This is a genomic window from Methylibium sp. Root1272 (assembly GCF_001425905.1).
Classification (GTDB): domain Bacteria; phylum Pseudomonadota; class Gammaproteobacteria; order Burkholderiales; family Burkholderiaceae_C; genus Methylibium.
Genome location: NZ_LMDY01000017.1, coordinates 61,610 through 84,546 on the forward strand (window position 1 = coordinate 61,610; position 22,937 = coordinate 84,546).

The following is a 22,937-nucleotide window of genomic DNA, read 5'->3' on the forward strand; positions in this document are numbered from 1 at the left end:
CCGATGAAATCCCTGGACCACCAGACCGTGCTCGTGCTGGGCCTCGGCGACTCGGGCCTCGCGATGGCGCGGTGGTGCGCCCGCCAGGGCGCCGCGGTGCGCGCGGCCGACAGCCGCGAGACGCCGCCGCAGGCCGCGGCGCTGGAGCAGGCGGTGCCGGGTGCGACGATGCATCACGGCTTCGACCCCAGTCTGCTGGACGGCGTGCAGCGCGTGCTGAAGAGTCCGGGCCTGTCGCCGCTGGATCCTGCGCTGGCCCCGCTGCTGGCGCGCGCGGCCGAGCTCGGCGTGCCGGTCGAGGGCGAGCTCGACCTGTTCGCGCAGGCGCTGGCCGAGCTGAAGACCGAGCGCGGCTACGCACCCAAGGTGATCGCCATCACCGGCACCAACGGCAAGACCACCACCACGGTGATGTGCGGGCAGCTGATCGAGCGCAGCGGGCTGCGCGTGGCGGTGGCCGGCAACGTGGGGCCGACGATGCTGGGCACGCTGGCGGCGGCGCTGGAGAAGGAGGGTGAGCCGGAATGCCCCTCACCCCAGCCCTCTCCCGCCCCGGCGGGAGAGGGAGACGAACCTCGCGCTCCCGCCGGGGCGGGTGAGGGCGACGAAGCTCCTGCTCCCTCTCCCACGCCAGTGGGAGAGGGCGGGGGTGAGGGTCCTCCCCTGTCCGAACCCGCCGATGACGACGACGAAGCCCCGCTGCAGCTCGCCCCGCCGCCGCCCGCGGCGCCGGTGTTCGAGCACCTGCCCGAGGCCTGGGTGCTGGAGCTGTCGAGCTTCCAGCTCGACGGCGTGCGCGGCTTCGTGCCGGATGCCGCGGTGGTGCTGAACGTCACGCAGGATCACCTCGACTGGCACGGTTCGATGCCGGCCTACGCCGCGGCCAAGTCGCGCATCTACGGCCCGTCCGACGCCTGGGGCAGCACGATGGTGATCAACCGCGACGACACGCAGGTCGAGGCCATGATCCCGGCGCCGCTGCCGCAGAAGGGCCGTTTCGCGAAGCCGCTGGCGCGCAAGGTGGTCCGTTTCGGGCTCGATGCGCCGCAGCGCCCCGGTGACTACGGGCTGGTGGTCGAGAACGGCATGGCCTGGCTGGTGCGCGCGCTGGAGGCCGACGAGACGATCAAGCGCCGCAAGGGCGACGCCGAGGAAGAGATCCACCTGCAGCGCCTGATGCCGGCCGACGCGCTGCGCATCCGTGGCCGCCACAACGCCGCCAACGCGCTGGCCGCGCTGGCGCTGGCCACCGCGATCGGCCGGCCGCTGGCGCCGATGCTGCACGGCCTGCGCGAGTACGGCGGCGAGCCGCACCGTGTGGAGTTCATCGCGACGGTCGGCGGCGTCGAGGCCTACGACGACAGTAAGGGCACCAATGTCGGCGCGACGGTGGCCGCGCTCGACGGCCTGGGTGCCGACAAGGCGCCGGCCAAGCTGGTGGTGATCCTCGGCGGCGACGGTAAGGGCCAGGACTTCACGCCGCTGGTCGCGCCGGTCGCGCGCCATGCGCGTGCGGTCGCGCTGATCGGTCGCGATGCGCCGGCGATCGAGGCGGTGCTCGGCGCCGGCAGCGTGCCGCTGGCGCGGCACGACACGCTGCAGGCCGCCACCCGCTGGTGCTTCGAGCAGGCCCGCGCCGGCGATGCCGTGCTGCTGAGCCCGGCCTGCGCCAGCCTGGACATGTTCCGCAACTACGCGCAGCGCGCCCAGGTGTTCTGCGACACCGTGCGCGAGCTGGCGTGCGAGCACGGGGAGACCGCATGAGCCGCGCCGCGTCGGCCGCCGTCGGCGCCCGGACTGCGCTGGCCGCGCTGAAGGAGCGCGTGACCGCGCTGCTGGGCCGCGGCCCGCGCAGCGAGGCGCTGCCGATCCGCGACTGGGTCAGCGTATCGAGCGGCCAGCCGGCACGCCTGCTGGGCTTCGACCAGATGATGGTCTGCGTGGTGATCGCGCTGCTCGCGCTCGGCCTGGTGATGGTCTATTCGACGTCGATCGCGCTGCCGGACGATCCGCGCACGGCCCGCTTCGCGCCGACGCCGCACTACCTGATGGTGCGCCATGCCTTCGGCCTGCTGATCGCGCTCGGGGCTTCGCTGGCGGTCGTGCAGGTGCCGCTGCGGCTGTGGGAGCGCTGGGCGCCGTGGCTGTTCGTGGCCGCGCTGGTGCTGCTGGTGCTGGTGCTCATTCCGCACATCGGGCGGGCCAGCAAGGGCGCGCGGCGCTGGATCCCGCTGGGCTTCATGAGCTTCCAGCCCAGCGAGCTGGCCAAGCTGGGCATCGCGATGTACGCCGCCAGCTACATGGTGCGCAAGATGGAGATCAAGGAGCACTTCACGCGTGCGGTGGCGCCGATGGCGGTGGCGCTCGCGGTGATCGGCGTGCTGCTGCTGGCCGAGCCCGACATGGGCGCCTTCATCGTCATCGCGGCCATCGCGATGGGCATCCTGTTCCTCGGCGGCGTCAACGGCCGCATGTTCCTGCTCAGCATCGCGGTGCTGCTGGGCGCCTTCGTGTCGATGATCGCCGTCAGCCCCTGGCGGGCCGAGCGCATCCTGGCCTTCCTCAGCCCCTGGGACCCGCTCTACGCGCAGGGCAAGGGCTATCAGCTCACGCACTCGCTGATCGCGCTGGGCCGCGGCGAGATCTTCGGCCAGGGCCTGGGGTCGAGCGTGGAGAAACTGCACTACCTGCCCGAAGCGCACACCGACTTCCTGCTGGCGGTGATCGGCGAGGAGCTGGGTTTCGTCGGCGTGGCGCTGGTGATCGCGGCCTTCTTCTGGCTCACGCGCCGCATCTTCCACATCGGCCGCCAGGCGATCGCGCTCGACCGCGTGTTCTCCGGCCTGCTGGCGCAGGGCATCGGCATCTGGATGGGCGGCCAGGCCTTCATCAACATGGGTGTGAACCTCGGCGTGCTGCCGACCAAGGGGCTGACCCTGCCGCTGATGAGCTATGGCGGCTCGGCGATCCTGATGAACTGCGTGGCGTTGGCGATCGTGTTGCGCGTGGATATCGAGAATCGGCAGCTCATGCGGGGAGGGCGCGCATGAGCCAGCGCCACCTCGTCGTCATGGCCGCCGGCACCGGCGGCCACATCATTCCGGGTCTGGCCGTCGCTCAGGAGATGCAGCACCGCGGCTGGACCGTCAGCTGGCTCGGCACCGAGCAGGGCATGGAGAACCGCCTCGTGCCGCCGGTCGCCGAATCGGGCATCGAGATGGACACCATCGCCTTCAGCGGGCTGCGCGGCAAGGGCCTGCTGCACACGCTGACCGGTGGACTGCGCCTGCTGGGCGCGTTCGCGGCCTGCGTGAAGATCCTGCGCCGGCGTGCCACCACCGCGGTGCTGGGCATGGGTGGCTATGTGTGCTTTCCCGGCGGGCTGATGGCCTCGCTGCTCGGCAAGCCGCTGATCCTGGTCAACGCCGACGCGGCGCTGCTGATGAGCAACCGCGCGCTCAAGCCGGTGGCAGACCGCATCGCCTTCGGCTTCGACGGCGCGGCGGCCGCCACCACGAAGCAGGCGGTCGTCACCGGCAACCCGGTGCGTGCCGAGATCGAGGCATTGCCCGAGCCGACCGTGCGCTACGCCGGACGCGAGGGCCCGCTGCGCGTGCTGGTGGTCGGCGGCAGCCTGGGCGCGCGCGTGCTGAACGAGACACTGCCGCAGGCGCTGGCCCTGCTGACGCCCGCGGAGCGGCCGCGGGTGCTGCACCAGACCGGCCAGCTCAACCGCGACGGCGTGAAGGAGGCCTATGCCGCCGCCGGCATCGACGACGGCGTCGAGGTGCTGGCCTTCATCGACGACATGGCCGCGCGGCTGGCGCACTGCGACGTGGTGATCTGCCGTGCCGGTGCGGTGACGGTCAGCGAGCTGTGCGCTGCCGGCGTGGCGAGCGTGCTGGTGCCGCTGATCGTGAGCACCACTTCGCACCAGCGCGACAACGCGCTCTACATGGCGCAGCACGGCGCGGCGATCCACCTGCCGCAGAGCGAACTGACACCGCAGGCACTGGCCGAGCGGCTGCGCACGCTGGACCGGCCGCAACTGCTGGGCATGGCCGATAAGGCGCGTGCGCTGTCGCGTCCGCGCGCCGCGGCGCGCGTGGCCGACGAGATCGAGCGTCTCGTGCGAAAGGAGGTGCTGTGATGAACCTGCAGACACTTGCGCACGCGGGCCGAGCGCCGGGCCGCCCCAAGCCGGCCCGTATCCCCTCGGGGGATCGGCCGACGTATTCGTCGGACGAGGGGCTGTCATGAAGCACGCAGTCAAGCACATCCATTTTGTGGGCATCGGCGGCGCCGGCATGAGCGGCATCGCCGAGATCCTGCACAACCTCGGCTACGTGGTGTCGGGCTCCGACCAGAGCGATGGCGTGACGACGCGCCGGCTGGCGTCGCTGGGCATCCGCGTGGCGATCGGCCACGACGCCGCGCACATCGCCGGCGCCGAGGCGGTGGTCACGTCCACGGCGGTGAAGGGCGACAACCCCGAGGTGATCGCGGCGCGCGCGAAGCGCGTGCCAGTGGTGCCGCGCGCGGTGATGCTGGCCGAGCTGATGCGGCTGAAGCAGGGCATCGCGATCGCCGGCACGCACGGCAAGACCACCACCACCTCGCTGGTTGCCAGTGTGCTGGCCGAGGCCGGGCTCGACCCGACCTTCGTGATCGGCGGGCGGCTCAACAGCGCCGGCGCGAACTCACGGCTCGGCGCGGGCGACTACATCGTCGTCGAGGCGGACGAGTCGGACGCATCCTTCCTGAACCTGATGCCCATCCTGTCGGTCGTCACGAACATCGACGCCGACCACATGGACACCTACGGCCACGACCTCGGACGCCTGAAGCACGCCTTCCTGGAGTTCCTCCACCGCATGCCGTTCTACGGCGCGGCCATCATCTGCGGCGACGACCCCGGCGTGCGCTCGATCATCCCGATGATCTCGCGGCCGGTGGTGAGCTACGGCTTCGGCGAGGACGCGCAGATCCGCGCCGTCGACGTGCTGGCGCTGCCGGGGGGACAGATGCGCTTCACCGCGCAGCGCCGCAACGGCGTGGTGATGCCCGACCTGCCGGTCACGCTGAACCTGCCGGGCCGGCACAACGTGCTCAACGCGCTGGCGGTGATCGCGGTGGCGGCCGAGCTCGAGCTGCCCGACGCGCCGGTGCAGAAGGCGCTGGCCGCCTTCGACGGCGTGGGCCGGCGCTTCCAGCGCTACGGCGAACTCGCGCTGCCGTCCGGCGGCAGCTTCACGCTGATCGACGACTACGGTCACCACCCGGTCGAGATGGCCGCGGTGATCGACGCGGCGCGCGGTGCCTTTCCCGGTCGCCGTCTCGTGATCGCCTTCCAGCCGCACCGCTACACCCGCACCCGCGACTGCTTCGAGGACTTCGTCAAGGTGATGGGCGGTGCCGACGCGGTGCTGCTGAGCGAGGTCTACGCCGCTGGCGAAGCGCCGATCGTCGCCGCCGACGGCCGGGCGCTGACGCGCGCCCTGCGCGTGGGCGGCAAGCTCGAGCCGGTGTTCGTCGACGAGATCGCGGCGATGCCGCAAGCGATCGCCGACAACGTGCAGGACGGCGATGTCGTGATCACCATGGGGGCGGGCTCGATCGGTGCCGTGCCCGGCCAGGTGGTCGAGCTGTTGGGAGCCCGCGCATGACCCCTCTCGATCCCAAGTCCCTCGGCAAGGTCGCCGTCCTGATGGGCGGCACCTCGGCCGAACGCGACATCTCGCTGATGTCCGGCGGCGGCGTCCTGAAGGCGCTGCAGGCCCAGGGCGTCGACGCCCACGCCTTCGATCCGAAGGACCACGACCTGATCGAGCTCAGGCGCCAGGGCTTCCAGCGCTGCTTCATCGCGCTGCACGGCCGCCATGGCGAGGACGGCACGGTGCAGGGCGCGCTGGAACTGCTGCGCATCCCGTACACCGGCTCGGGCGTGATGGCGAGCGCGATCGCGATGGACAAGATCATGACCAAGCGCGTGTGGCTCGCCGAGGGGCTGCCGACGCCGCGCTACGTGCGCCTCGCGCCCGACCAGCAGACGCCCGAGCGGGTGATCGCGGTACCCGACGAACTGGGCCTGCCGCTGATCGTGAAGCCGCCGCGCGAGGGCTCGTCGATCGGTGTCACCAAGGTGCTCGGCATTTCGCAGATGCAGGACGCCGTGAAGCTGTCGGCGAGCCACGACCCCGACGTGCTGTGCGAGGAGTTCATCGACGGCGCCGAAGTCACCTGCCCGGTGCTGGGCGAGGGCGCCATGGCGCGGGCGCTGCCGGTGATCCGCATCGTGCCGCCCGAGGCCGGCTACGACTACCAGAACAAATACTTCACCGACGAGGTGCAGTACCTCTGTCCGAGCGGCCTGCCGGCGGACGAGGAGGCCGAGATCCAGCGCATCGTGCTGGCCGCCTACCGCGCGCTGGGCTGCCGCGGTTGGGGCCGGGCCGATCTGATGGTCCGCGCCAGCGACCGCAAGCCCTTCCTGCTGGAGATGAACACCTCGCCGGGCATGACCGGCCATTCGCTGGTGCCGATGTCGGCCAAGGCCGCGGGCCTCGGCTACGAGCAGCTGTGCCTGCACCTCCTGCAAGGAGCGGCGCTCGACGCCTGAGCCCCTCATGGCCCGCCGACCCCGCCTCCCCGCGAAGCCGCAGCCGCTGCCGGCCGACGTGCGCCTGATGCGCACCGGCGCCAGCGTGCTGTTCGCGTTCGCGCTGCTGGCCTTCGTCGGTCTGGTGCTGACCTGGGCGCTGCGGGCGCCGCTGTTCACGCTGCGCGGCATCCGCGTCGAGGGCGAGGTCGCGCGCAGCAGCGTGACGACGATCCGCGCCAACGCGATGCCCAAGCTGAGCGGCAACTTCTTCAGCCTCGACCTGGCTCGCGCCCAGGAGGCCTTCCAGTCGGTGCCCTGGGTGCGGCGGGCCGCGGTGCAGCGGGTGTGGCCGAACCGCCTGGCGGTGCGCCTCGAGGAGCACCACGTCGCCGCGTGGTGGCACCAGGAGGACGGCGACGACAAGCTGGTCAACGTGCAGGGCGAGGTGTTCGAGGCCAACCCGGGCGACGTCGAGGACGAGGGCCTGCCGGTGCTGCAGGGGCCGGAGGGCAGTTCCGCGTCGATGCTCGCGATGTACCGCCGGCTGGTGCCGGCGTTCGAGGCGATCGACGCCCGCATCGAGACGCTGGCGATGAGCGCGCGCGGCTCCTGGCGGGCCGAGCTCGACAGCGGCGCGCAGGTCGAGCTGGGCCGCGGCGGCGAGGCCGAGGTGATGGCGCGGGTGCAGGCCTTCGTGGGCACCGTGCCGCAGCTGACGGCGCGCTACGAGCGTCCGCTGGCTTACGCCGACCTGCGTCATGCGGACGGCTACGCGCTGCGGCTCAAGGGCATCGGCACGGCGACGCCGGCGGCAGCGGCAGGCAAGAAATAGAAGGAAAAGGCGGGAAGCACATGGCCAAGGAATACAAGGATCTCGTCGTCGGGCTCGACATCGGCACCGCCAAGGTGATGGCGGTGGTGGCCGAGGTGCTGCCCGAGGGCGAGTTGCGCGTCGCCGGCATCGGCACCGCGCCGGCCCATGGGCTCAAGCGTGGCGTGGTGGTGAACATCGACGCGACGGTGCAGTCGATCCAGCAGGCGCTGAAGGAGGCCGAGATGATGGCCGACTGCAAGATCACCCGCGTCTACACCGGCATCACCGGCAGCCACATCCGCGGCCAGAACTCCACCGGCATGGTGATCGTGCGCGACAAGGAGGTCACGCCGGTCGACGTGGCGCGCGTGATCGAGACCGCCAAGGCGATCAACATCCCGAACGACCAGCGGATGCTGCTCGTGGAGGCGCAGGAGTTCGTGATCGACGGTCACGAGGTCAAGGAGCCGATCGGCATGAGCGGCGGCCGGCTCGAGGTGAAGGTGCACATCGTGACCGGCGCGCAGAGCGCGGCCGAGAACATCATCAAGTGCGTGCGCCGCTGCGGGCTGGAAGTCGACATGCTGGTGCTCAACCCCAGTGCCTCCAGCCACGCGGTGCTGACCGACGACGAGAAGGACCTCGGCGTCGCACTGGTCGACATCGGCGCGGGCACCACCGACGTCTCGATCTTCACCGACGGCTCGGTGCGCCACACCGCGGTGATCCCGATCGCCGGCGATCTGATCACGAGCGACATCGCGATGGCGCTGCGCACGCCGACCAAGGACGCCGAGGAGATCAAGGTCGAGCACGGCGTGGCCAAGCAGTTGCTGGCCGATCCGAACGAGCAGGTCGAGGTGCCGGGGCTCGGCGACCGCGCGCCGCGCATGCTCTCGCGGCAGGCGCTGGCCGGCGTGATCGAGCCGCGCGTCGAGGAGATCTTCTCGCTGGTGCACCAGGTCATCCGCGAGAGCGGCTACGAGGAGCTGCTGTCCAGCGGCATCGTGCTGACCGGCGGCACCGCGGTGATGCCCGGCATGGTCGAGCTGGGCGAGGACATCTTTCTGAAGCCGGTGAGGAAGGGACTGCCCACCTACGCCGGCGCACTGTCAGACATGGTGGCGAGCCCGCGCTCGGCCACCGTGATGGGCTTGCTCGAAGAAGCGAGGCTCGCGCGCACGCGCGGCATGAAGGCAGCGCAGCAGGCGGGGTCGGTCCAGACCCTGTTCGGCCGCGTCAAGGATTGGTTCATCGGGAATTTTTAAGGGCGTCATCCAGCCCACGTTTTCAACCGGCAACTGCATCAGACGAAGGAGGTCCACCATGGCCATCGAGATGATTGAGGAATTCGAGCTCGGCACGAAGATCAAGGTGATCGGCGTGGGCGGCGGCGGCGGCAACGCCGTCGAGCACATGATCAACGAGGGCGTGCAGGGCGTGGAGTTCATCTGCGCGAACACCGACGCGCAGGCGCTGCACCGCTCCAAGGCCGACCAGCTCATCCAGCTCGGCAGCACCGGCCTGGGCGCGGGCTCCAAGCCGGCTGCGGGCAAGGCCGCGGCCGACGAGGCCGAGGGCCGTATCCGTGATGCGATCTCGGGCGCCAACATGATCTTCCTGACCGCCGGCATGGGCGGCGGCACCGGTACCGGTGCGGCACCGGTGATCGCGCGCGTGGCCAAGGAGATGGGCATCCTGACGGTGGGCGTGGTCACCAAGCCCTTCGACTTCGAGGGCGGCCGGCGCATGAAGCAGGCCGAGGCCGGCCTGCAGGAGCTCGAGGCGAACGTCGATTCGCTGATCGTCGTGCTCAACGAGAAGCTGCTCGAGGTGCTGGGCGACGACGTGTCGCAGGACCAGGCCTTCAAGCAGGCCAACGACGTGCTGAAGAACGCCGTGGGCGGCATCGCCGACATCATCCACATCGATGCGTCGATCAACGTCGACTTCGAGGACGTGAAGACGGTGATGAGCGAACCCGGCAAGGCGATGATGGGCACCGCGATCGCGACCGGCCCGGACCGCGCCAACAAGGCGGCCGATTCGGCCGTGGCCTGCCCGCTGCTCGAAGGCATCGACCTGTCGGGCGCGCGTGGCGTGCTGGTGCTGATCGCGGCGAGCCGCGCCAGCCTGAAGCTGAGCGAGAGCAAGAACGCGATGAACACGATCCGCCGCTACGCCGCGGAAGACGCCCATGTGATCTTCGGCGCTGCCTACGACGAGAGCCTGGGCGACCAACTGCGCGTGACTGTCATCGCCACCGGCCTCGCGCCGGCGCGCCGCGTGCAGGCGCCGATGACGGTGGTGCACAACGCCACGCTGCAGCGGACCGGCACCGACAACATCCCGGTGCTGAACCAGCCGCTGCATGCACAGGGCGGGCTGTCTGCCGCTCCGACCCAGCACGACTACGCCGGCATGCAGGTGCCCAGCGTGTGGCGCAGCGGGCGCACGCAGGCCGCGGCCAAGGTCGATGCCCTGGCGAGCAACGGCATGGACGAGATCGAGATCCCGGCGTTCCTGCGCAAGCAAGCCGATTGATGACGACCACCCCCGTTGCGCCTTCGGCGCTCCCCCTCGAGGGGGCGGCGCTGGCGGGCCGGTGGAGCCGGACCCGCGGCGCCTGCTCGCTGGGGCGGAGCGGGACCCGCGGCGTCCGATCGGTTGGCCATCGATGCGCGGTGTGAGTGGATCTCGCTAACGAGGTGATAGCGCGGCCCTGCAAGCCGGTCGGGGCTGCGCTTTTTACAATGACAGCATGCTGCAGCAACGAACCCTGAAGTCGATCACGCGCGCCGTCGGCGTGGGCGTGCACAGCGGCCAGCGGGTCGAGCTCACGCTGCGGCCGGCCGCGCCCGACACGGGCATCGTGTTCCGGCGGGTCGATCTGCCGAGCCCGGTGGACATTCCGGCGCGCTTCGATGCGGTGTGCGACACGCGCATGGCTTCCAGCATCTCCCCCGGCGGCGACCCGGGCGGCCCCAAGGTGCAGACGATCGAGCACTTCATGTCGGCCTGCGCCGGGCTGGGCATCGACAATCTGCTGGTCGACATCACGGCCGACGAGATGCCCATCCTCGACGGCTCCGCCTCCAGCTTCGTGTTCCTGCTCCAGAACGCGGGCATCGAGCTGCAGAAGGCGCCCAAGCGCTTCATCCGCGTGCTGAAGACCGTGGAAGTGCGCGACGGCGAAGGGCCGGGCGCCAAGTGGGCCCGACTGGAGCCCTATCACGGCTACAAGCTGGCGTTCGAGATCGTGTTCGACCATCCGGCGGTCAGCCAGACCGGCCAGCGCGTGGAGTTCGAGTTCGGCGAGGGCCAGTACCAGCGCGACATCGCGCGCGCGCGGACCTTCGGCTTCGCCAAGGACGTGGACGCGATGCGCGCGCGTGGCCTGACGCTCGGCGGCAGCATGGACAACGCCATCGTCGTCGACGACCACCGCGTGCTCAACGCCGACGGGCTGCGCTATGACGACGAGTTCGTGAAGCACAAGCTGCTCGACGCGATCGGCGACCTGCACATCGCCGGCCATGCGCTGCTGGCGAGCTACACCTCGTTCAAGGGCGGGCACGCGTTGAACAACACGCTGCTGCGCGCGCTGTTCGCCGACCCGGCGGCCTACGAAATGGCCACGTTCGCGCGTGAGGCCGATGCCCCGCGCGGCTTCGCCGAACTGCCGCCGGCCTGGTAGCGCGCGGCGCCCGGCGGCCCGACCGCCGTCCCGCTTAGACTGCCGGCCATGCTGATCTTCCGCTGGATCGTCCTGTTGCTGCTCGTCGCCGGCGTGCTGTGCTTCGCGATGTATGCGGGCACCGGCCAGGCGCGCTGGCGCGACTTCGGCCTTCGCATCGTCAAGTGGACGGTGGTCGCGGCCCTCGGTTTCTTTGCGGTGCTGATACTCGAGCGCCTGGCGCTCATGGTGTGAACGGAGATTTCGAGCGATGACTGTCTTCTGGTGGATCGTCGGCGTGCTGCTGCTGGGGACCGGGGGCACCGCCGCGGTCACGTTCGCGCTGTACGTCAGCAGCGGCGAGGATCGCTACATGGACGTGGCTCGCGCCGCGTGGCGCTGGACGGTGGTCTTCGCGCTCGGTGCCTTCAACCTCACGATCTTCAAGCACATCGTCCTGACCTTGATCAGCATCTGGCGGTCCTGATCCACGGCGGCTGCAGCCGGTCACGATGGCCTGCAATTTGCCTCTGTATCGCTCCAGGAGGCAAAGATGTTCCCAATAGACGCGAAGTTGCAGCGCCGACAACTGGTGCTGGCGAGCGCCGCAGCCTGCGTGCTGCCGGCCCGTGCGGCCACCGACGAGTACGGTGGCGACCCCTATCGTTCGGCGCAGTGGCCCGAGATGGTCAAGGAGTTCCTGGGCGCGAAGTCGCGGGTCGAGTTCGATCCGCGCGTGCAGGTCAAGGGGCCGGCCCTGGCGGAAAACCCGATGGTCGTGCCGATCACGGTCTCGGCGCCGGAGCTGGCCGACATCCAGCAGATCGTCGTGCTGGTCGACCGCAACCCGATCCGCAAGGTGCTGGAGTTCGAACCGCTGGACGGCACCAAGGCTGCCATCTCCTTCCGCTTCAAGCTGGAGCAGGCCAGCGCCGTGCGGGCCGCGGTGCGCACCCGCGATGGCGTCTGGCACGTCGGCGGCACCTGGGTCGAATCGTCGGGCGGCGGCTGCACGGTGGCCGGTGTGACCCGGCAGGACGGCAGCTGGTCGCAGACGCTGGGCCAGGTCAGCGGGCGCTTCTTCGGCGATGCCATCGAGGCGCCGGGCGCGCGGCTGCGCGTGCGGGTGATGCATCCGATGGACACCGGCCTGGTGAGCGGCATTCCAGCGTTCTACCTGCGCCGCATGGCCGTCACCGACGGTGGCGGCGTGGAGCTGTTGCGCCTGTCGACCTACGAGCCGATCAGTGAAAACCCTGTGTTCTCGTTCGACTTCAAGGGGCGGCCGCCGGGGCCGTTCCGTGTGACCGGGATCGACAACAACGGCAACCGAATCGACGGGAAGGTCATATGAATCACCCCCGTTGCGGCTTCGCCGCTCCCCCTCGAGGGGGCGACGCTGGCGGGCCGGCGGAGCCGGACCTGCGGCGTCTGCTGGCCTGGTGCAGAGCTTTGCTGGGCGTTTTGCTTTGCGGTGCGGCGGCGGGTGCGGTGGCGCAGGCCGATCCGGCCACGCTCGACTACCGACTGAGCGCGCGCGCACTGGCTCCCGATGTGTATGTGGTCGAAGGCGCCAATGCCGACTTTTCGCGAGCCAACGGCTGCAACATCATCAATACCGGCTTCATCGTCTCTGAAGATGGCGTCATCGTCATCAACACCGGGCCGTCGAAGCGCTACGGCGAACAGCTGCGGGCACTCATCGGGCGCACCACCGCCAAGCCGGTGAGGCAGGTGCTGCATCTGAACCTTCATCCCGACTATTTCCTCGGCAATCAGGCCTTCGCCGACGTGCCGAGACTCGCCACCGCCGCGACGATCGAGGGCATGCGGGCCGAGGTCAAGTCTTACGAGGACAACCTCTACCGTCTCTGCGGCGACTGGATGAAGGCCACCGAGGCGGTGCTGCCCGATCGCACGGTGACGCCGGGGCCGTTGCTCCCGGGCACGCCGCGCTTCGAGCTGCGCGAACTGAAGGGGCATACGGCCTCCGATCTGGTCCTGATCGACCGGACCTCGGGCGTGGTGTTCGCCGGCGGCCTGGTGTTCGTCGACCGGGTGCCGACCACGCCCCACGCCCGGTTGTCGGACTGGCTGCTCAGCCTGGACGCGCTGGCTGCGCAACCGTTCAAGACTCTGGTGCCGAGTCACGGGCCGGTGATCGACGACGGGCGCGGGATCGAGCAGACCCGGCGCTACCTGCGCTGGCTGGACAGCAGCTTCGACGCCGCGGCCCAGCGAGGCTCGGAGATGACCGAGGTGCTCGCGCAGCCCGTGCCGGCCGAATTCCGCAGTTGGGCGGCGTTCGCGACCGAGTACCCGCGCAACGTGGTACATCTTTACCCTGCCTACGAACTCAAATCGCTCCAGGCGCGCTGAAGCAGGCGGTGCTCCACGCGGAGACAGCCCGGACGCCGGATTGCGGTGAAACCCGCAGTCAAACCCGGAAAATCTCCCGATCGGTCCGTGGCACGGGCCTTGCCCTCTGGGAGTCAGAACGCGCTTTAGCGGCCATGTCGTGTCGCACGCGTCTCACCCCCGAGGAGACAAAACTATGCGTCTGCACCTGCTTTCTTTGTTGGTGGCTGCCGCCTGCGCCAGTGTTGGCGCCCAGGCCGCCGGCGTCACCGACGCGATGATCGACAACGATGCCAAGACCCCGAACGACGTTCTGAGCTGGGGCATCGGCTCGCAGGGGCAACGCTATTCCCCGCTCAAGCAGGTCAACACCTCGACCGTGCAGAAGCTGGTGCCGGCCTGGGCCTTCTCGTTCGGCGGTGAAAAGCAGCGTGGACAGCAATCGCAGCCGCTGATCCATGACGGCAAGATGTTCGTCACGGCGTCGTACTCGCGGATCTACGCGCTGGACGTCAAGACCGGCACCAAGCTCTGGAAGTACGAGCACCGCCTGCCCGAAGGCATCATGCCCTGCTGCGACGTGATCAACCGCGGCGCCGCGCTGTACGACAACCTCGTCATCTTCGGCACGCTCGACGCCCAGCTCGTCGCGCTCGACCAGAAGACCGGCGATGTGGTCTGGAAGGAAAAGATCGACGACTACGCAGCCGGCTACAGCTACACCGCCGCGCCGCTGATCGCCGGTGGCCTGCTGCTGACCGGCGTGTCCGGCGGTGAGTTCGGCATCGTCGGCCGCGTCGAGGCGCGCGATCCCAAGACCGGCAAGATGGTCTGGGTGCGCCCGACCGTCGAAGGCCACATGGGCTACAAGTTCGACAAGGACGGCAACAAGACCGAGATCGGCATCTCGGGCACCACCGGCAAGACCTGGCCGGGCGACATGTGGAAGTCGGGCGGCGCGGCCACCTGGCTGGGCGGCACCTACGACGCCAAGACCGGTCTGGCCTATTTCGGCACCGGCAACCCCGGCCCGTGGAACAGCCACCTGCGCCCCGGCGACAACCTGTTCTCGTGCGCGACCGTCGCGATCGATGTCAAGACCGGCCAGATCAAGTGGCACTACCAGACCACGCCGCACGACGGCTGGGACTTCGACGGCGTGAACGAATTCGTCACCTTCGACCTGGACGGCAAGCGCGTGGGCGGCAAGGCCGACCGCAACGGCTTCTTCTACGTCATCGACGCCGCCAACGGCAAGCTCGAGAACGCCTTCCCCTTCGTCAAGAAGATCACTTGGGCCACCGGCATCGACCTGAAGACCGGGCGTCCGAACTACGTGCCGGAGAACCGTCCGGGCGATCCGACCGCCGGCGCCGATGGCAAGAAGGGCAACTCGGTCTTCTCGGCACCCAGCTTCCTGGGTGGCAAGAACCAGATGCCGATGGCCTACTCGCCGGACACCAAGCTGTTCTACGTGCCGGCCAACGAGTGGGGCATGGAGATCTGGAACGAGCCCGTCACCTACAAGAAGGGCGCAGCCTACCTGGGCGCCGGCTTCACGATCAAGACGATCAACGACGAGTACATCGGCGCGATGCGTGCGATCGACCCGAAGACCGGCAAGACCGTCTGGGAAGTCAAGAACAACGCGCCGCTGTGGGGTGGTGTGCTGACGACCGCCGGCAACCTGGTGTTCTGGGGCACGCCGGAAGGCTTCCTGAAGGCGGCCGACGCGAAGACCGGCAAGGTGGTCTGGGAGTTCCAGACGGGTTCGGGCGTCGTGGCCCCGCCGGTCACCTGGCAACAGGACGGCGAGCAGTACGTCTCGGTCGTGTCCGGCTGGGGTGGCGCCGTGCCGCTGTGGGGTGGCGACGTGGCCAAGAAGGTCAACTTCCTCGAGCAGGGCGGCACCGTGTGGGTGTTCAAGCTGCCGAAGTGAACTGAGCGAGTACGACACCCGGGATGACCGGGTGCTTTGCACGGCACGGACGCGTGAGCGTTCGTGCCGTTTTTCGTTGGCGCGCACCGCGACCGCGGCGGGACCGCAAGCCGCCACGGTGGTCACGGTCGCCGCGACTCCAGGAAACTCCGTAGTGACCAGATGGCCTCCTGCGTCAGCACGCCTTCCCAGGGTGGCATGTGCGCCACGCCGACCCGGATCTTGCCGTGCAGCACCGATTCCTTGAAGTAGTGGTCGTTGTCGCGCACGCAGTGACGGCGCGCGGCCTCGTCCTTGAGCTTGCCGAAGCAGTAACTGTCGAGACGGCGAAGGTCGGTGCCGACGTGGTGCGTCGCATTGCCGTCGTCGCCATGGCAGCGGGCGCAGGCCTGGTTGAACAGCGTGCGCCCGATCTCCGCGACCTTCGCATTACCGCGGTACGGGTTGTCTTCGAGCCATGGCATGCCGAGCGCCGGCAAGGCCGAGAGATCGACCGTCACCGGCGTTGTGATTGGCTCCGTCGAAGCCTGCTGCGCCGCGACACCGGCCGCGCCGAGCAGCGCCATGGCCAGTCCGGTCATGCGCAGGGCCGTCGCGACGCCGCGAAGAATGTTCGTGAGGGGTGAGTGCATGGTCTACCAGTCCGTGGGGCAACCGGTGCATTGGTCGAAGGTCGAATCCGGGAAGATGGTGAAGCGCAGCACGTTGCCCTTCATCGTCGCGCCGGTGAAGTTGACGGTGTTGAACTTGCCCTCCTGCAGGTTGGCATCGACGATCTTCGCGCGCACGAACCAGGAGAAGGCGGCACGGACCATTTCAAGGTTGGCGCCGGTGAAGTCGGCATCGCTGAAGTCGCAGCGCATCACGCGCGCGAACTCGAGGTCGGCGCCGCTGAAGTTCGCGCCACGGAACGTGGCGGTGGGTGCATTGATCTTGTTGAGCTTGGCACCCGCGAGGTTGGCGCCATCGAGATTGGCGCCGGCCAGGTTGGCGACGCGCAGGTCGGCGCCGGCCAGATTGGCTCCGCGCAAGTCCGCACCGGCCAGGTTGCGGGCCGACAGGTCCGCGCCGCGCAGGTCGGCGCCGGGGCAGCGCGTGTGTGGCCAGATGCCGCAGCCGTTGATGTAGGCAGGCGCGGCGGCGTTGCCGTCGTCTTCCGTCGCCTGGGCCGGTCGAACGTCGGCGAGGGCCGCCAGCGTCACCAGCGCGACGGCCGTGTGCAGCGATCGCAGGGATGGGGAGGTCATGGTGTCTGCGGCCGAAGGAGAGTGAGGACAAAGGGGCAGGCCGGCAGGGTCGCCGGACCGCCCCTCACGAACGGGGTCTGCCTACTTGGGCAGCCTGAACACCCACATCGATCCGCCCTGTGTGACCTTCTTGGTCATCTCGGCCATGTCACCGCCCCATAGCGGCACGGCGCCGCCATAGCCCGACTGGATGCCGACGTACTGCTCGCCGTCCAGCTCCCAGGTGACGGGCACCGAGACCACGCCGGAGCCTGTCTGGAACTTCCACAGCTCCTTGCCGGTCTTGCTGTCGAAGGCCTTGACGTAGCCATCGGACGTGCCGGTGAACAGCAGGCCGCCGGCCGTCGTCATGGTGCCGGCCCACAGCGGCAGCTTCTCCTTGTGCTCCCACGCGATCTTGCCGGTGACCGGGTCGATCGCGCGCAGCGTGCCGACGTGGTCCTCGTACAGCCGTTTGATGCGGAATCCCTGGCCGAGGTAGGCGGAGCCGGCCTTGTAGGTCAGGTTCTCGGTCCAGTAGTCCATCGCCCAGTGGTTCGCCGGGATGTAGAACAGGCCGGTGTCCGGGCTGTAGCTCATCGGCATCCAGTTGGTGCCGCCCAGGAACGGCGGCGACACGAAGATTGACTCGCCCTTGTCGGCGCCCGGCTTGGGGGCCGGCGGACGGTTGTTGTTCTCGATCGGCTTGCCGGTCTTCAGGTCGAAGCCCTTGGCCCAGGTGATGCCGTCGACGAACGGCCACGCCCCGATCAAGGCAGTCGGCTTGTTCGGATAGCCTGCGCCGGTCGCGAGCTTCTCGCGGTCGGTCACGAAGAAGAAGCCGTTGCGGTCGGCATGCGCGCCTGCCTTCACCAGCTTGCCGGACTTCGGATCCTTGTACTCGAACAGCACGATCGAGTTGTTGCCCGAGAAGTCCCAGGCATCGTTCGGTGTGTGCTGGAAGAAGCCCTTGAGTTCGCCGGTCGACGCATCGACATAGGCCTGACCCGAGGTGAACAGGCTGTCCCAGTTGCGGGGATCGTCGCCTTCCTTCGTGCGCTTCCAGGTGTTCCACGGCGCCGGATTGCCGGTGCCGATCACGATGGTGTTGTTCTCGGCATCGAACGACGCGGTCTGCCAGGGCGCGCCGCCGCCCTGGTTCCAGGCCTCGACCAGCTTGCCGTCCTTGTCGCGCGGCCACGAGGGAGCCTTCGCGTCGCCTGTCACCGTGCTGTCCTTGCCGTTCAGGCGGCCCATGTGGCCCTCGACCATCGGGCGAGCCCAGACCTCGGCGCCGGTGTCGGGGTCACGTGCGAACAGCCAGCCCACGACGCCGAATTCGTCGCCCGACGAGCCATGGATCAGCAGCACGCGACCGGACTTCTTGTCCTTCACGATGAAGGGCGCGCCGGTCATCGTGTAGCCGACCTTGTGGTCGCCGAACTTCTCGTTCCACACCACCTTGCCGGTCGCGCGGTCCAGCGCCACGATGCGCGCGTCGAGCGTGCCGAAGTAGACCTTGTCACCGTAGATCGCCGGGCCGCGGTTGACCACGTCGCAACAGGGCCGGATGTCGTCGGGCAGCCGGTGTTCGTAGGTCCAGAGCTGGCGGCCGGTCTTCGCGTCGATCGCGGTGAAGCGCGAGTAGGAGCTGGTGGCGTAGATCACGCCGTCGTGCACCAGCACCTGACCTTCCTGCCCGCGCTGCTTCTCGCCGCCGAAGGAATGGCTCCATGCCGGCACGAGCTTCTGCACGTTCACGGTGGTGATCTGCTTCAGCGGGCTGTAGCGCTGGGCCTTGAGACCCAGGCCGTAGCTCAGGACGTCGGTGCTCGTGCGGTCGTCGTTCGAGATGTCTTCCCAGGTGACGTTCTTGACGGCGTGCGCGCCCTGGGACAGACCCAGAACGGCCAGCGCCGCCGCGATGGACAGAACGTGGCGGACGGGATGCTTGCTCATCGGTATCTCCTCATGTTGTGGTGTACGAGCGAGCCGCAGTCTAGGAAGCGGGCCGCGCGCTGTATCGGGAGATCGCCCGCGCGAGATCGGGAGATCCTCCCGCTCGCCGCGGCCGGTTCTGGAATGACGATTGCAGCCAGTCGGGTGTGCACTCGATCAATACACCGAAGGAGACACCCATGGACCTGAGCAAACGCCTCGTGGTCTGGCTCAGCCTGCTTGCGGCGCTGTGGCTGGGGGTCACGCTGGTCTACACCGCGGTGGCGCTGCGCTCGGGCATCCAGGACGAGATGCAGGGCGCCCATGCGGTGGTGGAACTGCTGTCGACCGCCGCGGAGGCGAACCTCGGCGACGCGCACAGCCAGCTCCGGCTGCAGACCCTGCTCGCCGAAGGCCATGCTCGGCACCTGCGCATGCGCTGGGCCGATGAGCCGAGTCGGGACACGCTGGAGCAGGTGTCACTGCTCCACGACTACGCGCGCCGACTGGTGCCCGCGGGAAAGCCCGTGCCCCAGCACCGCATCGCGATCGGCCCGCGCACGCTGGTCGTCGAGCCGGCGCCCGACAGCGAGATCGACGAGGTGCTGGGCGACGTGCTCCCGCTCCTGCTACTGCTGGTCGTGGCGGGCGGCGCGATGTTGATCGGTGTCTGGTGGATCGTGCGCCAGGCGCTGGCGCCGGCCAGCGTGCTGTGCGCCGGGCTGACCCGCCTGCAGGCCGGCCAGCAGGCACCCGGCTTCCCGACCCTGAGGCTGCGCGAGTACGCGGCCATCGCGCGGGGCATCGAGCAACTCGCTGCTGGACTCGCGAACGCGCGCGGCGAGCAGAGCCGGCTCGCCCAGCGACTGATCGAAGTGCAGGAGCGCGAGCGTCGCGAGCTGGCGCGCGACCTGCACGACGAGTTCGGCCAGCACCTGACCGCGATGTCGGCCACGGCCTCGCTGCTGCAGCGCCATGCCGCGCGGCTCGATCCGGCGGAGCTTGCGCACTGCGCCGGCCAGATGGCCGCTTCGCTGGGCTGTATCCGACTGCAATTGCGCACGCTGCTGAGCCGGCTGCGGCCGCATGGGCTCGAGGCCGAGGGCCTGGCGCAGGAGCTGGCGGGCCTGGTCGATCGAGCGCGGGCCCATCACGCAGCGGTGGCGATCCGGATCGATATCGCCGTGCCGCTGCCGGCGTTGAGCGAGGATGCGGCGCTGGCGCTGTACCGCAGCCTGCAGGAAGCCTTGACGAACGCCTATCGGCACAGCGACGCCAGCGAAGTGCAGGTCCGAATCGATGTGCCGGCCGCGCAGCGTGTGCGGATGCGGGTGATCGACGATGGCTGCGGCCGCGCCGGTGCGCTGCCGCGCGGTGGCCTTGGCCTGCTCGGCATGCGCGAACGCCTGGCCATGGTGGGTGGCGGATTGCGGTTGGTCGACAACGCCGGTCCCGGCCTGTGCGTCGAAGTCTGGGTGCCGGTGCCGGCCGCTCCCGTCACCGAGCCACTCAAGGGAGAAATGCTTGATACACGTCTTGCTGCTTGACGATCACGCGGTGGTGCGGGCAGGGTACCGGCAGCTCATCGATGCCGAGCCCGACATGTGCGTGGTCGCGGCCTGCGCCACCTCGGCACAGGCCTGCGAGCAACTGCGCCTGCAGCAGGTCGATGTCGCCGTCGTCGACCTGAGCCTGAAGGATGACAGTGGCCTGCAGGCTATCCAGCGGTTGCGCGCCCGGCTGGCCTCGCTGCGGGTCCTGGTATTCACGATGCATGCCCAGCAGAGCTATGCACTGCAGGCCCTGCGCGCCGGTGCGCTGGGCTATCTGACCAAGGACTCCGACCCTCAGGCGATGCTGGATGCGGTACGCCAGGTCGCTCAAGGCCGTCGGGTGTTTTCCAGCGACCTGATCGAGGCGATGCTCGATCCCCTGGAAGTGGAGCGCGGCGGGCCGCTGCGGCAGCTCACGCCGCGCGAGTTCGACGTGTTGCGGCTGGCCGCTCAGGGACTGGCAACGCGTGCGATCGCCGAGGCCATGCACCTAGGCGACAAGACGGTGCTCAACTACATGTCGCTGATCCGGCAGAAGCTGGGCGCGGCGAACGACCTGCAGTTGCTTCGGCTGGCGGCGCAGAACGGCCTCGTGGAACTCTGATCGCGCGTGAGCCCGCAGGTGAGTCCGGCCGCGGTCAGCGTCCTGCGCCGGGCGGCCAGTAGAGCTTGCGGTAGATCGTGTTGCGGCTGATGCCCAGACGCCGAGCGGCGACCGAGATGTTGCCACCGGCTTCGGCCAGCGCGCGGCGCACGGTGTCGTGCTCGAGCTGATGAAGCGTGCTGCGTCCGCTCGGCGCCTCGCCGACCTGGGCGCCGTCGAGCGGTGCCGCGGCCGAGGTTTGCGGGTTGGCGTGATGGGCCATGCTCAGCGGTGGCCGAGCGGCGGCGGCCGGTGCGGGCTCCTCGTCCAGCGTGCGGCGTGCGTCCTGTAGAAAGTCTTCGGACAGGTGGTCGACGGTGATCACGGCATCGTCACCGGCCATCGCGACCGCGGTGCGCAGCACGGTGGCCAACTGGCGGATGTTGCCCGGCCAGCGGCAAGCCTGCATCAGCCGCAGCACCTCGGCGTCGAGGCGAAGCAGACGACCGCGGCACTCGCGCTTCAGCAGCTTCTCGGTCAGCGCCAGCAGGTCGGTGCGCTCGCGCAGCGCCGGCAGTTGGACCACCAGGCCGTTCAAACGGTAATAGAGGTCCTCGCGAAACTGCTTGCGGTCGATCAGTTCGCGCAGCGGTTGATGGGTCGCACTGATGACCGACACATCGACCGGCAGCGCCCGCGTGCCACCGAGCGGCGTGACCTCACGCTCCTGCAACACCCGCAGCAGCCGCGCCTGCAGGCTCAGCGGCATGTCGCCGATCTCGTCGAGGAACAGCGTGCCGCCGTGCGCCTGCAGGACCTTGCCGACGGCGCCCTTGCGGCGCGCACCGGTGAACGCGCCTTCCTCGTAGCCGAACAGCTCCGACTCGATCAGGGTCTCGGGAATCGATGCGCAGTTGACGGCGATGAAGGGGCCGCTGGCGCGGCGCGAGCCCTGGTGGATCGCGCGGGCCAGCATTTCCTTGCCGGTCCCGGTCTCGCCCTGGATCAGCACCGGGATGTCGCGGTCGAGAACGCGTTTGACGCGCGTGACCACGTCGTCCATGCGCGCATCTCCGGTCTGCAACTGGCGCAGGCTCGGCGACGGCGGCACGGCATTGGGATGAGCCATCGTCTCGCGGGCCGTGTCGGGCAGCGCGTCGCGGGCGGTCGGCTCGCGGGCCGATTCGTGGGCGAGCGCCTCCGGCTGGTCGTCACGGGCACGGCCCAGTTGGTGCCAGCCGGTGCCGTTGAAGCGGGCGCTCGCATGGATCTGGCGGCCATCGGGCAGGCTCAGCTCCAGCGGCGTCGACAGGGTCGAGCCGAAATGGTCGACCAGCGCCCCGAGCGACACGCCGAACAGACCGGCGACCGTGTTCATCCGCAAGGCCGCGCCCGACAGACGCAGCATGTCCAGCGCGGCGCGGTTGGCGGCCAGCAGCTTGCCGTCCTGCCCGACGGAGACGATGCCTTCCATCAGCGTGCCGAGATAGTCGCGACGCAGGTGGAAGTGCAGGCGCAGCGTCTGGTGGCTGTCCTCGATCAGCCAGTGGTTCTGGATCATGCGCGCCGACATCTTCACCAGCCCCATCGTGTGGACGTGGAAGGAGTGGTGGTCGCCGCTGACGTCGAGCACGCCGACCAGGTTGCCGCGCGGATCGAAGATCGGCGAGGACGAGCAGGTCAGGAACTGGTTGGCGTGGACGAAGTGCTCGTCGGCGTGCACGATGGTCGGCGTCTCGGTGATCAGCGCGGTTCCGATGGCGTTGGTGCCCTTGCTCGATTCGCTCCAGTTCACGCCCGGCGCCAGCGCGACCTTGGAGGCGCGCGTCAGGAAGTCGTCGTGGCCGATCGAATGCAGCACCGTGCCCTGCACGTCGGTCAGCAACACCATGCTCTGGGTCGCGAGGATCTGCTCCAGCAGCATCTCCATCACCGGCACGGCGTGCAGCGACAGGCAGCGGTTGCGCTCCCGCGCCACCGAGAGGTCCGAGCGCATCAGCGGCGTGTGGTCCGGCGGGCGGATCGGGCTCAACCGCAGCGAGGCGCAGCGTTCGTGCGACTGCGCGATGGTGTCGACGTGACCCGGATCCGGCGGCAGCCAGACGCTGGTGGCGGAATGGCCGAAGCCGGACGGACGGCGACTGTCACGCTGGGCAGCGCGCGTGGCGGTGGTGGATGCGGTCATCGTGTCTCCTCGGGGCTGTCGGCCCTCTCGGGCGGCCGGCAGCCGCCCCTGCTGTCTATCCGTC

General features: G+C 69.2%; 20 protein-coding genes. 16 read left to right on the top strand and 4 right to left on the bottom strand.

Translation table 11 applies throughout. The features are described from left to right. Positions 1-3: 3 nt before the first annotated feature. The 14 genes from murD to ASC67_RS17335 all read left to right on the top strand — a co-directional run bounded on the left by murD (position 4) and on the right by ASC67_RS17335 (position 15,388). On the top strand, positions 4-1,764 hold the full coding sequence (gene murD / locus ASC67_RS17270) for a UDP-N-acetylmuramoyl-L-alanine--D-glutamate ligase (RefSeq protein ID WP_056324487.1): 1,761 nt from the start codon (positions 4-6) through the stop codon (positions 1,762-1,764). After that, entirely contained in the window at positions 1,761-3,050 is a 1,290-nt protein-coding gene (gene ftsW / locus ASC67_RS17275; RefSeq protein WP_056324489.1) for a putative lipid II flippase FtsW, read from the top strand. The genes murD and ftsW overlap by 4 nt, the downstream gene beginning before the upstream one ends. Then, a complete protein-coding gene (murG, locus tag ASC67_RS17280) occupies positions 3,047-4,150 on the top strand; it encodes an undecaprenyldiphospho-muramoylpentapeptide beta-N-acetylglucosaminyltransferase (RefSeq protein ID WP_056324491.1) in 1,104 nt (367 codons plus the stop codon). Before ftsW ends, murG begins: the two co-directional genes overlap by 4 nt. A gap of 106 nt (positions 4,151-4,256) precedes the next feature. Beyond that, positions 4,257-5,666 (top strand): UDP-N-acetylmuramate--L-alanine ligase, encoded by a 1,410-nt coding sequence (gene murC, locus ASC67_RS17285; RefSeq protein ID WP_056324494.1) that lies wholly within the window; start codon positions 4,257-4,259, stop codon positions 5,664-5,666. After that, positions 5,663-6,619 (top strand): D-alanine--D-alanine ligase, encoded by a 957-nt coding sequence (locus ASC67_RS17290; RefSeq protein WP_056324497.1) that lies wholly within the window; start codon positions 5,663-5,665, stop codon positions 6,617-6,619. The genes murC and ASC67_RS17290 overlap by 4 nt, the downstream gene beginning before the upstream one ends. Before the next feature lie 7 nt (positions 6,620-6,626). Further along, positions 6,627-7,433: a cell division protein FtsQ/DivIB gene (locus ASC67_RS17295; RefSeq protein ID WP_056324500.1), complete on the top strand. Its 807-nt coding sequence runs from the start codon at positions 6,627-6,629 to the stop codon at positions 7,431-7,433. 20 nt (positions 7,434-7,453) lie between these two features. Next, complete coding sequence (gene ftsA / locus ASC67_RS17300; RefSeq protein WP_056324502.1) at positions 7,454-8,683, top strand: cell division protein FtsA; 1,230 nt, start codon at positions 7,454-7,456, stop codon at positions 8,681-8,683. Positions 8,684-8,741: 58 nt separating this feature from the next. Then, the gene (ftsZ, locus tag ASC67_RS17305; RefSeq protein WP_056324505.1) at positions 8,742-9,959 is read left to right on the top strand and encodes a cell division protein FtsZ; all 1,218 of its coding nucleotides are present in this window, start codon (positions 8,742-8,744) and stop codon (positions 9,957-9,959) included. A gap of 217 nt (positions 9,960-10,176) precedes the next feature. Continuing rightward, positions 10,177-11,112: a UDP-3-O-acyl-N-acetylglucosamine deacetylase gene (gene lpxC, locus ASC67_RS17310; RefSeq protein WP_056324508.1), complete on the top strand. Its 936-nt coding sequence runs from the start codon at positions 10,177-10,179 to the stop codon at positions 11,110-11,112. 48 nt (positions 11,113-11,160) lie between these two features. Beyond that, the gene (locus ASC67_RS17315; protein ID WP_056324510.1) at positions 11,161-11,346 is read left to right on the top strand and encodes a hypothetical protein; all 186 of its coding nucleotides are present in this window, start codon (positions 11,161-11,163) and stop codon (positions 11,344-11,346) included. A 16-nt stretch (positions 11,347-11,362) separates the two neighbouring features. Beyond that, entirely contained in the window at positions 11,363-11,578 is a 216-nt protein-coding gene (locus ASC67_RS17320; protein WP_056324514.1) for a hypothetical protein, read from the top strand. 66 nt (positions 11,579-11,644) lie between these two features. Beyond that, complete coding sequence (locus ASC67_RS17325; protein ID WP_056324517.1) at positions 11,645-12,445, top strand: quinoprotein dehydrogenase-associated SoxYZ-like carrier; 801 nt, start codon at positions 11,645-11,647, stop codon at positions 12,443-12,445. An 80-nt stretch (positions 12,446-12,525) separates the two neighbouring features. Beyond that, positions 12,526-13,470 carry a quinoprotein relay system zinc metallohydrolase 1 gene (locus ASC67_RS17330; RefSeq protein ID WP_056325311.1) on the top strand — a complete coding sequence of 315 codons (945 nt, stop codon included), beginning with the start codon at positions 12,526-12,528 and terminating at the stop codon, positions 13,468-13,470. Between the two features lie 175 nt (positions 13,471-13,645). Then, a complete protein-coding gene (locus ASC67_RS17335) occupies positions 13,646-15,388 on the top strand; it encodes a PQQ-dependent methanol/ethanol family dehydrogenase (protein WP_056324518.1) in 1,743 nt (580 codons plus the stop codon). A gap of 122 nt (positions 15,389-15,510) precedes the next feature. Here ASC67_RS17335 and ASC67_RS17340 read toward each other — a convergent pair whose 3' ends face one another. The 3 genes from ASC67_RS17340 to ASC67_RS17350 all read right to left on the bottom strand — a co-directional run bounded on the left by ASC67_RS17340 (position 15,511) and on the right by ASC67_RS17350 (position 18,573). Further along, the gene (locus ASC67_RS17340; RefSeq protein ID WP_082536115.1) at positions 15,511-15,954 is read right to left on the bottom strand and encodes a c-type cytochrome; all 444 of its coding nucleotides are present in this window, start codon (positions 15,952-15,954) and stop codon (positions 15,511-15,513) included. Positions 15,955-16,023: 69 nt separating this feature from the next. Then, positions 16,024-16,635, bottom strand: coding sequence for a pentapeptide repeat-containing protein (locus ASC67_RS17345; RefSeq protein ID WP_056324525.1), 612 nt, complete (start codon positions 16,633-16,635; stop codon positions 16,024-16,026). Between the two features lie 81 nt (positions 16,636-16,716). After that, positions 16,717-18,573, bottom strand: coding sequence for a methanol/ethanol family PQQ-dependent dehydrogenase (locus ASC67_RS17350; protein ID WP_056324528.1), 1,857 nt, complete (start codon positions 18,571-18,573; stop codon positions 16,717-16,719). A gap of 179 nt (positions 18,574-18,752) precedes the next feature. Here ASC67_RS17350 and ASC67_RS17355 point away from each other — a divergent pair, with 179 nt between their 5' ends. Both ASC67_RS17355 and ASC67_RS17360 read left to right on the top strand, forming a co-directional pair. Continuing rightward, a complete protein-coding gene (locus tag ASC67_RS17355) occupies positions 18,753-20,099 on the top strand; it encodes an ATP-binding protein (protein ID WP_056324531.1) in 1,347 nt (448 codons plus the stop codon). Beyond that, entirely contained in the window at positions 20,077-20,709 is a 633-nt protein-coding gene (locus tag ASC67_RS17360) for a response regulator transcription factor (RefSeq protein WP_200946973.1), read from the top strand. The genes ASC67_RS17355 and ASC67_RS17360 overlap by 23 nt, the downstream gene beginning before the upstream one ends. A gap of 34 nt (positions 20,710-20,743) precedes the next feature. Here the strand turns inward: ASC67_RS17360 and ASC67_RS17365 are convergent, their stop codons facing one another. Then, positions 20,744-22,873 (bottom strand): sigma-54-dependent Fis family transcriptional regulator, encoded by a 2,130-nt coding sequence (locus ASC67_RS17365; RefSeq protein WP_056324537.1) that lies wholly within the window; start codon positions 22,871-22,873, stop codon positions 20,744-20,746. Between the last annotated feature and the right edge of the window lie 64 nt (positions 22,874-22,937).

What these genes read in the sequence shown, in the direction of transcription:
- murD (WP_056324487.1), top strand. Translation starts at nt 4, where the DNA reads ATGAAATCCCTGGACCACCAGACCGTGCTCGTGCTGGGCCTCGGCGAC.
- ftsW (WP_056324489.1), top strand. Translation starts at nt 1,761, where the DNA reads ATGAGCCGCGCCGCGTCGGCCGCCGTCGGCGCCCGGACTGCGCTGGCC.
- murG (WP_056324491.1), top strand. Translation starts at nt 3,047, where the DNA reads ATGAGCCAGCGCCACCTCGTCGTCATGGCCGCCGGCACCGGCGGCCAC.
- murC (WP_056324494.1), top strand. Translation starts at nt 4,257, where the DNA reads ATGAAGCACGCAGTCAAGCACATCCATTTTGTGGGCATCGGCGGCGCC.
- ASC67_RS17290 (WP_056324497.1), top strand. Translation starts at nt 5,663, where the DNA reads ATGACCCCTCTCGATCCCAAGTCCCTCGGCAAGGTCGCCGTCCTGATG.
- ASC67_RS17295 (WP_056324500.1), top strand. Translation starts at nt 6,627, where the DNA reads ATGGCCCGCCGACCCCGCCTCCCCGCGAAGCCGCAGCCGCTGCCGGCC.
- ftsA (WP_056324502.1), top strand. Translation starts at nt 7,454, where the DNA reads ATGGCCAAGGAATACAAGGATCTCGTCGTCGGGCTCGACATCGGCACC.
- ftsZ (WP_056324505.1), top strand. Translation starts at nt 8,742, where the DNA reads ATGGCCATCGAGATGATTGAGGAATTCGAGCTCGGCACGAAGATCAAG.
- lpxC (WP_056324508.1), top strand. Translation starts at nt 10,177, where the DNA reads ATGCTGCAGCAACGAACCCTGAAGTCGATCACGCGCGCCGTCGGCGTG.
- ASC67_RS17315 (WP_056324510.1), top strand. Translation starts at nt 11,161, where the DNA reads ATGCTGATCTTCCGCTGGATCGTCCTGTTGCTGCTCGTCGCCGGCGTG.
- ASC67_RS17320 (WP_056324514.1), top strand. Translation starts at nt 11,363, where the DNA reads ATGACTGTCTTCTGGTGGATCGTCGGCGTGCTGCTGCTGGGGACCGGG.
- ASC67_RS17325 (WP_056324517.1), top strand. Translation starts at nt 11,645, where the DNA reads ATGTTCCCAATAGACGCGAAGTTGCAGCGCCGACAACTGGTGCTGGCG.
- ASC67_RS17335 (WP_056324518.1), top strand. Translation starts at nt 13,646, where the DNA reads ATGCGTCTGCACCTGCTTTCTTTGTTGGTGGCTGCCGCCTGCGCCAGT.
- ASC67_RS17340 (WP_082536115.1), bottom strand. Translation starts at nt 15,954, where the DNA reads ATGGCGCTGCTCGGCGCGGCCGGTGTCGCGGCGCAGCAGGCTTCGACG.
- ASC67_RS17345 (WP_056324525.1), bottom strand. Translation starts at nt 16,635, where the DNA reads ATGACCTCCCCATCCCTGCGATCGCTGCACACGGCCGTCGCGCTGGTG.
- ASC67_RS17350 (WP_056324528.1), bottom strand. Translation starts at nt 18,573, where the DNA reads ATGAGCAAGCATCCCGTCCGCCACGTTCTGTCCATCGCGGCGGCGCTG.
- ASC67_RS17355 (WP_056324531.1), top strand. Translation starts at nt 18,753, where the DNA reads ATGGACCTGAGCAAACGCCTCGTGGTCTGGCTCAGCCTGCTTGCGGCG.
- ASC67_RS17365 (WP_056324537.1), bottom strand. Translation starts at nt 22,873, where the DNA reads ATGACCGCATCCACCACCGCCACGCGCGCTGCCCAGCGTGACAGTCGC.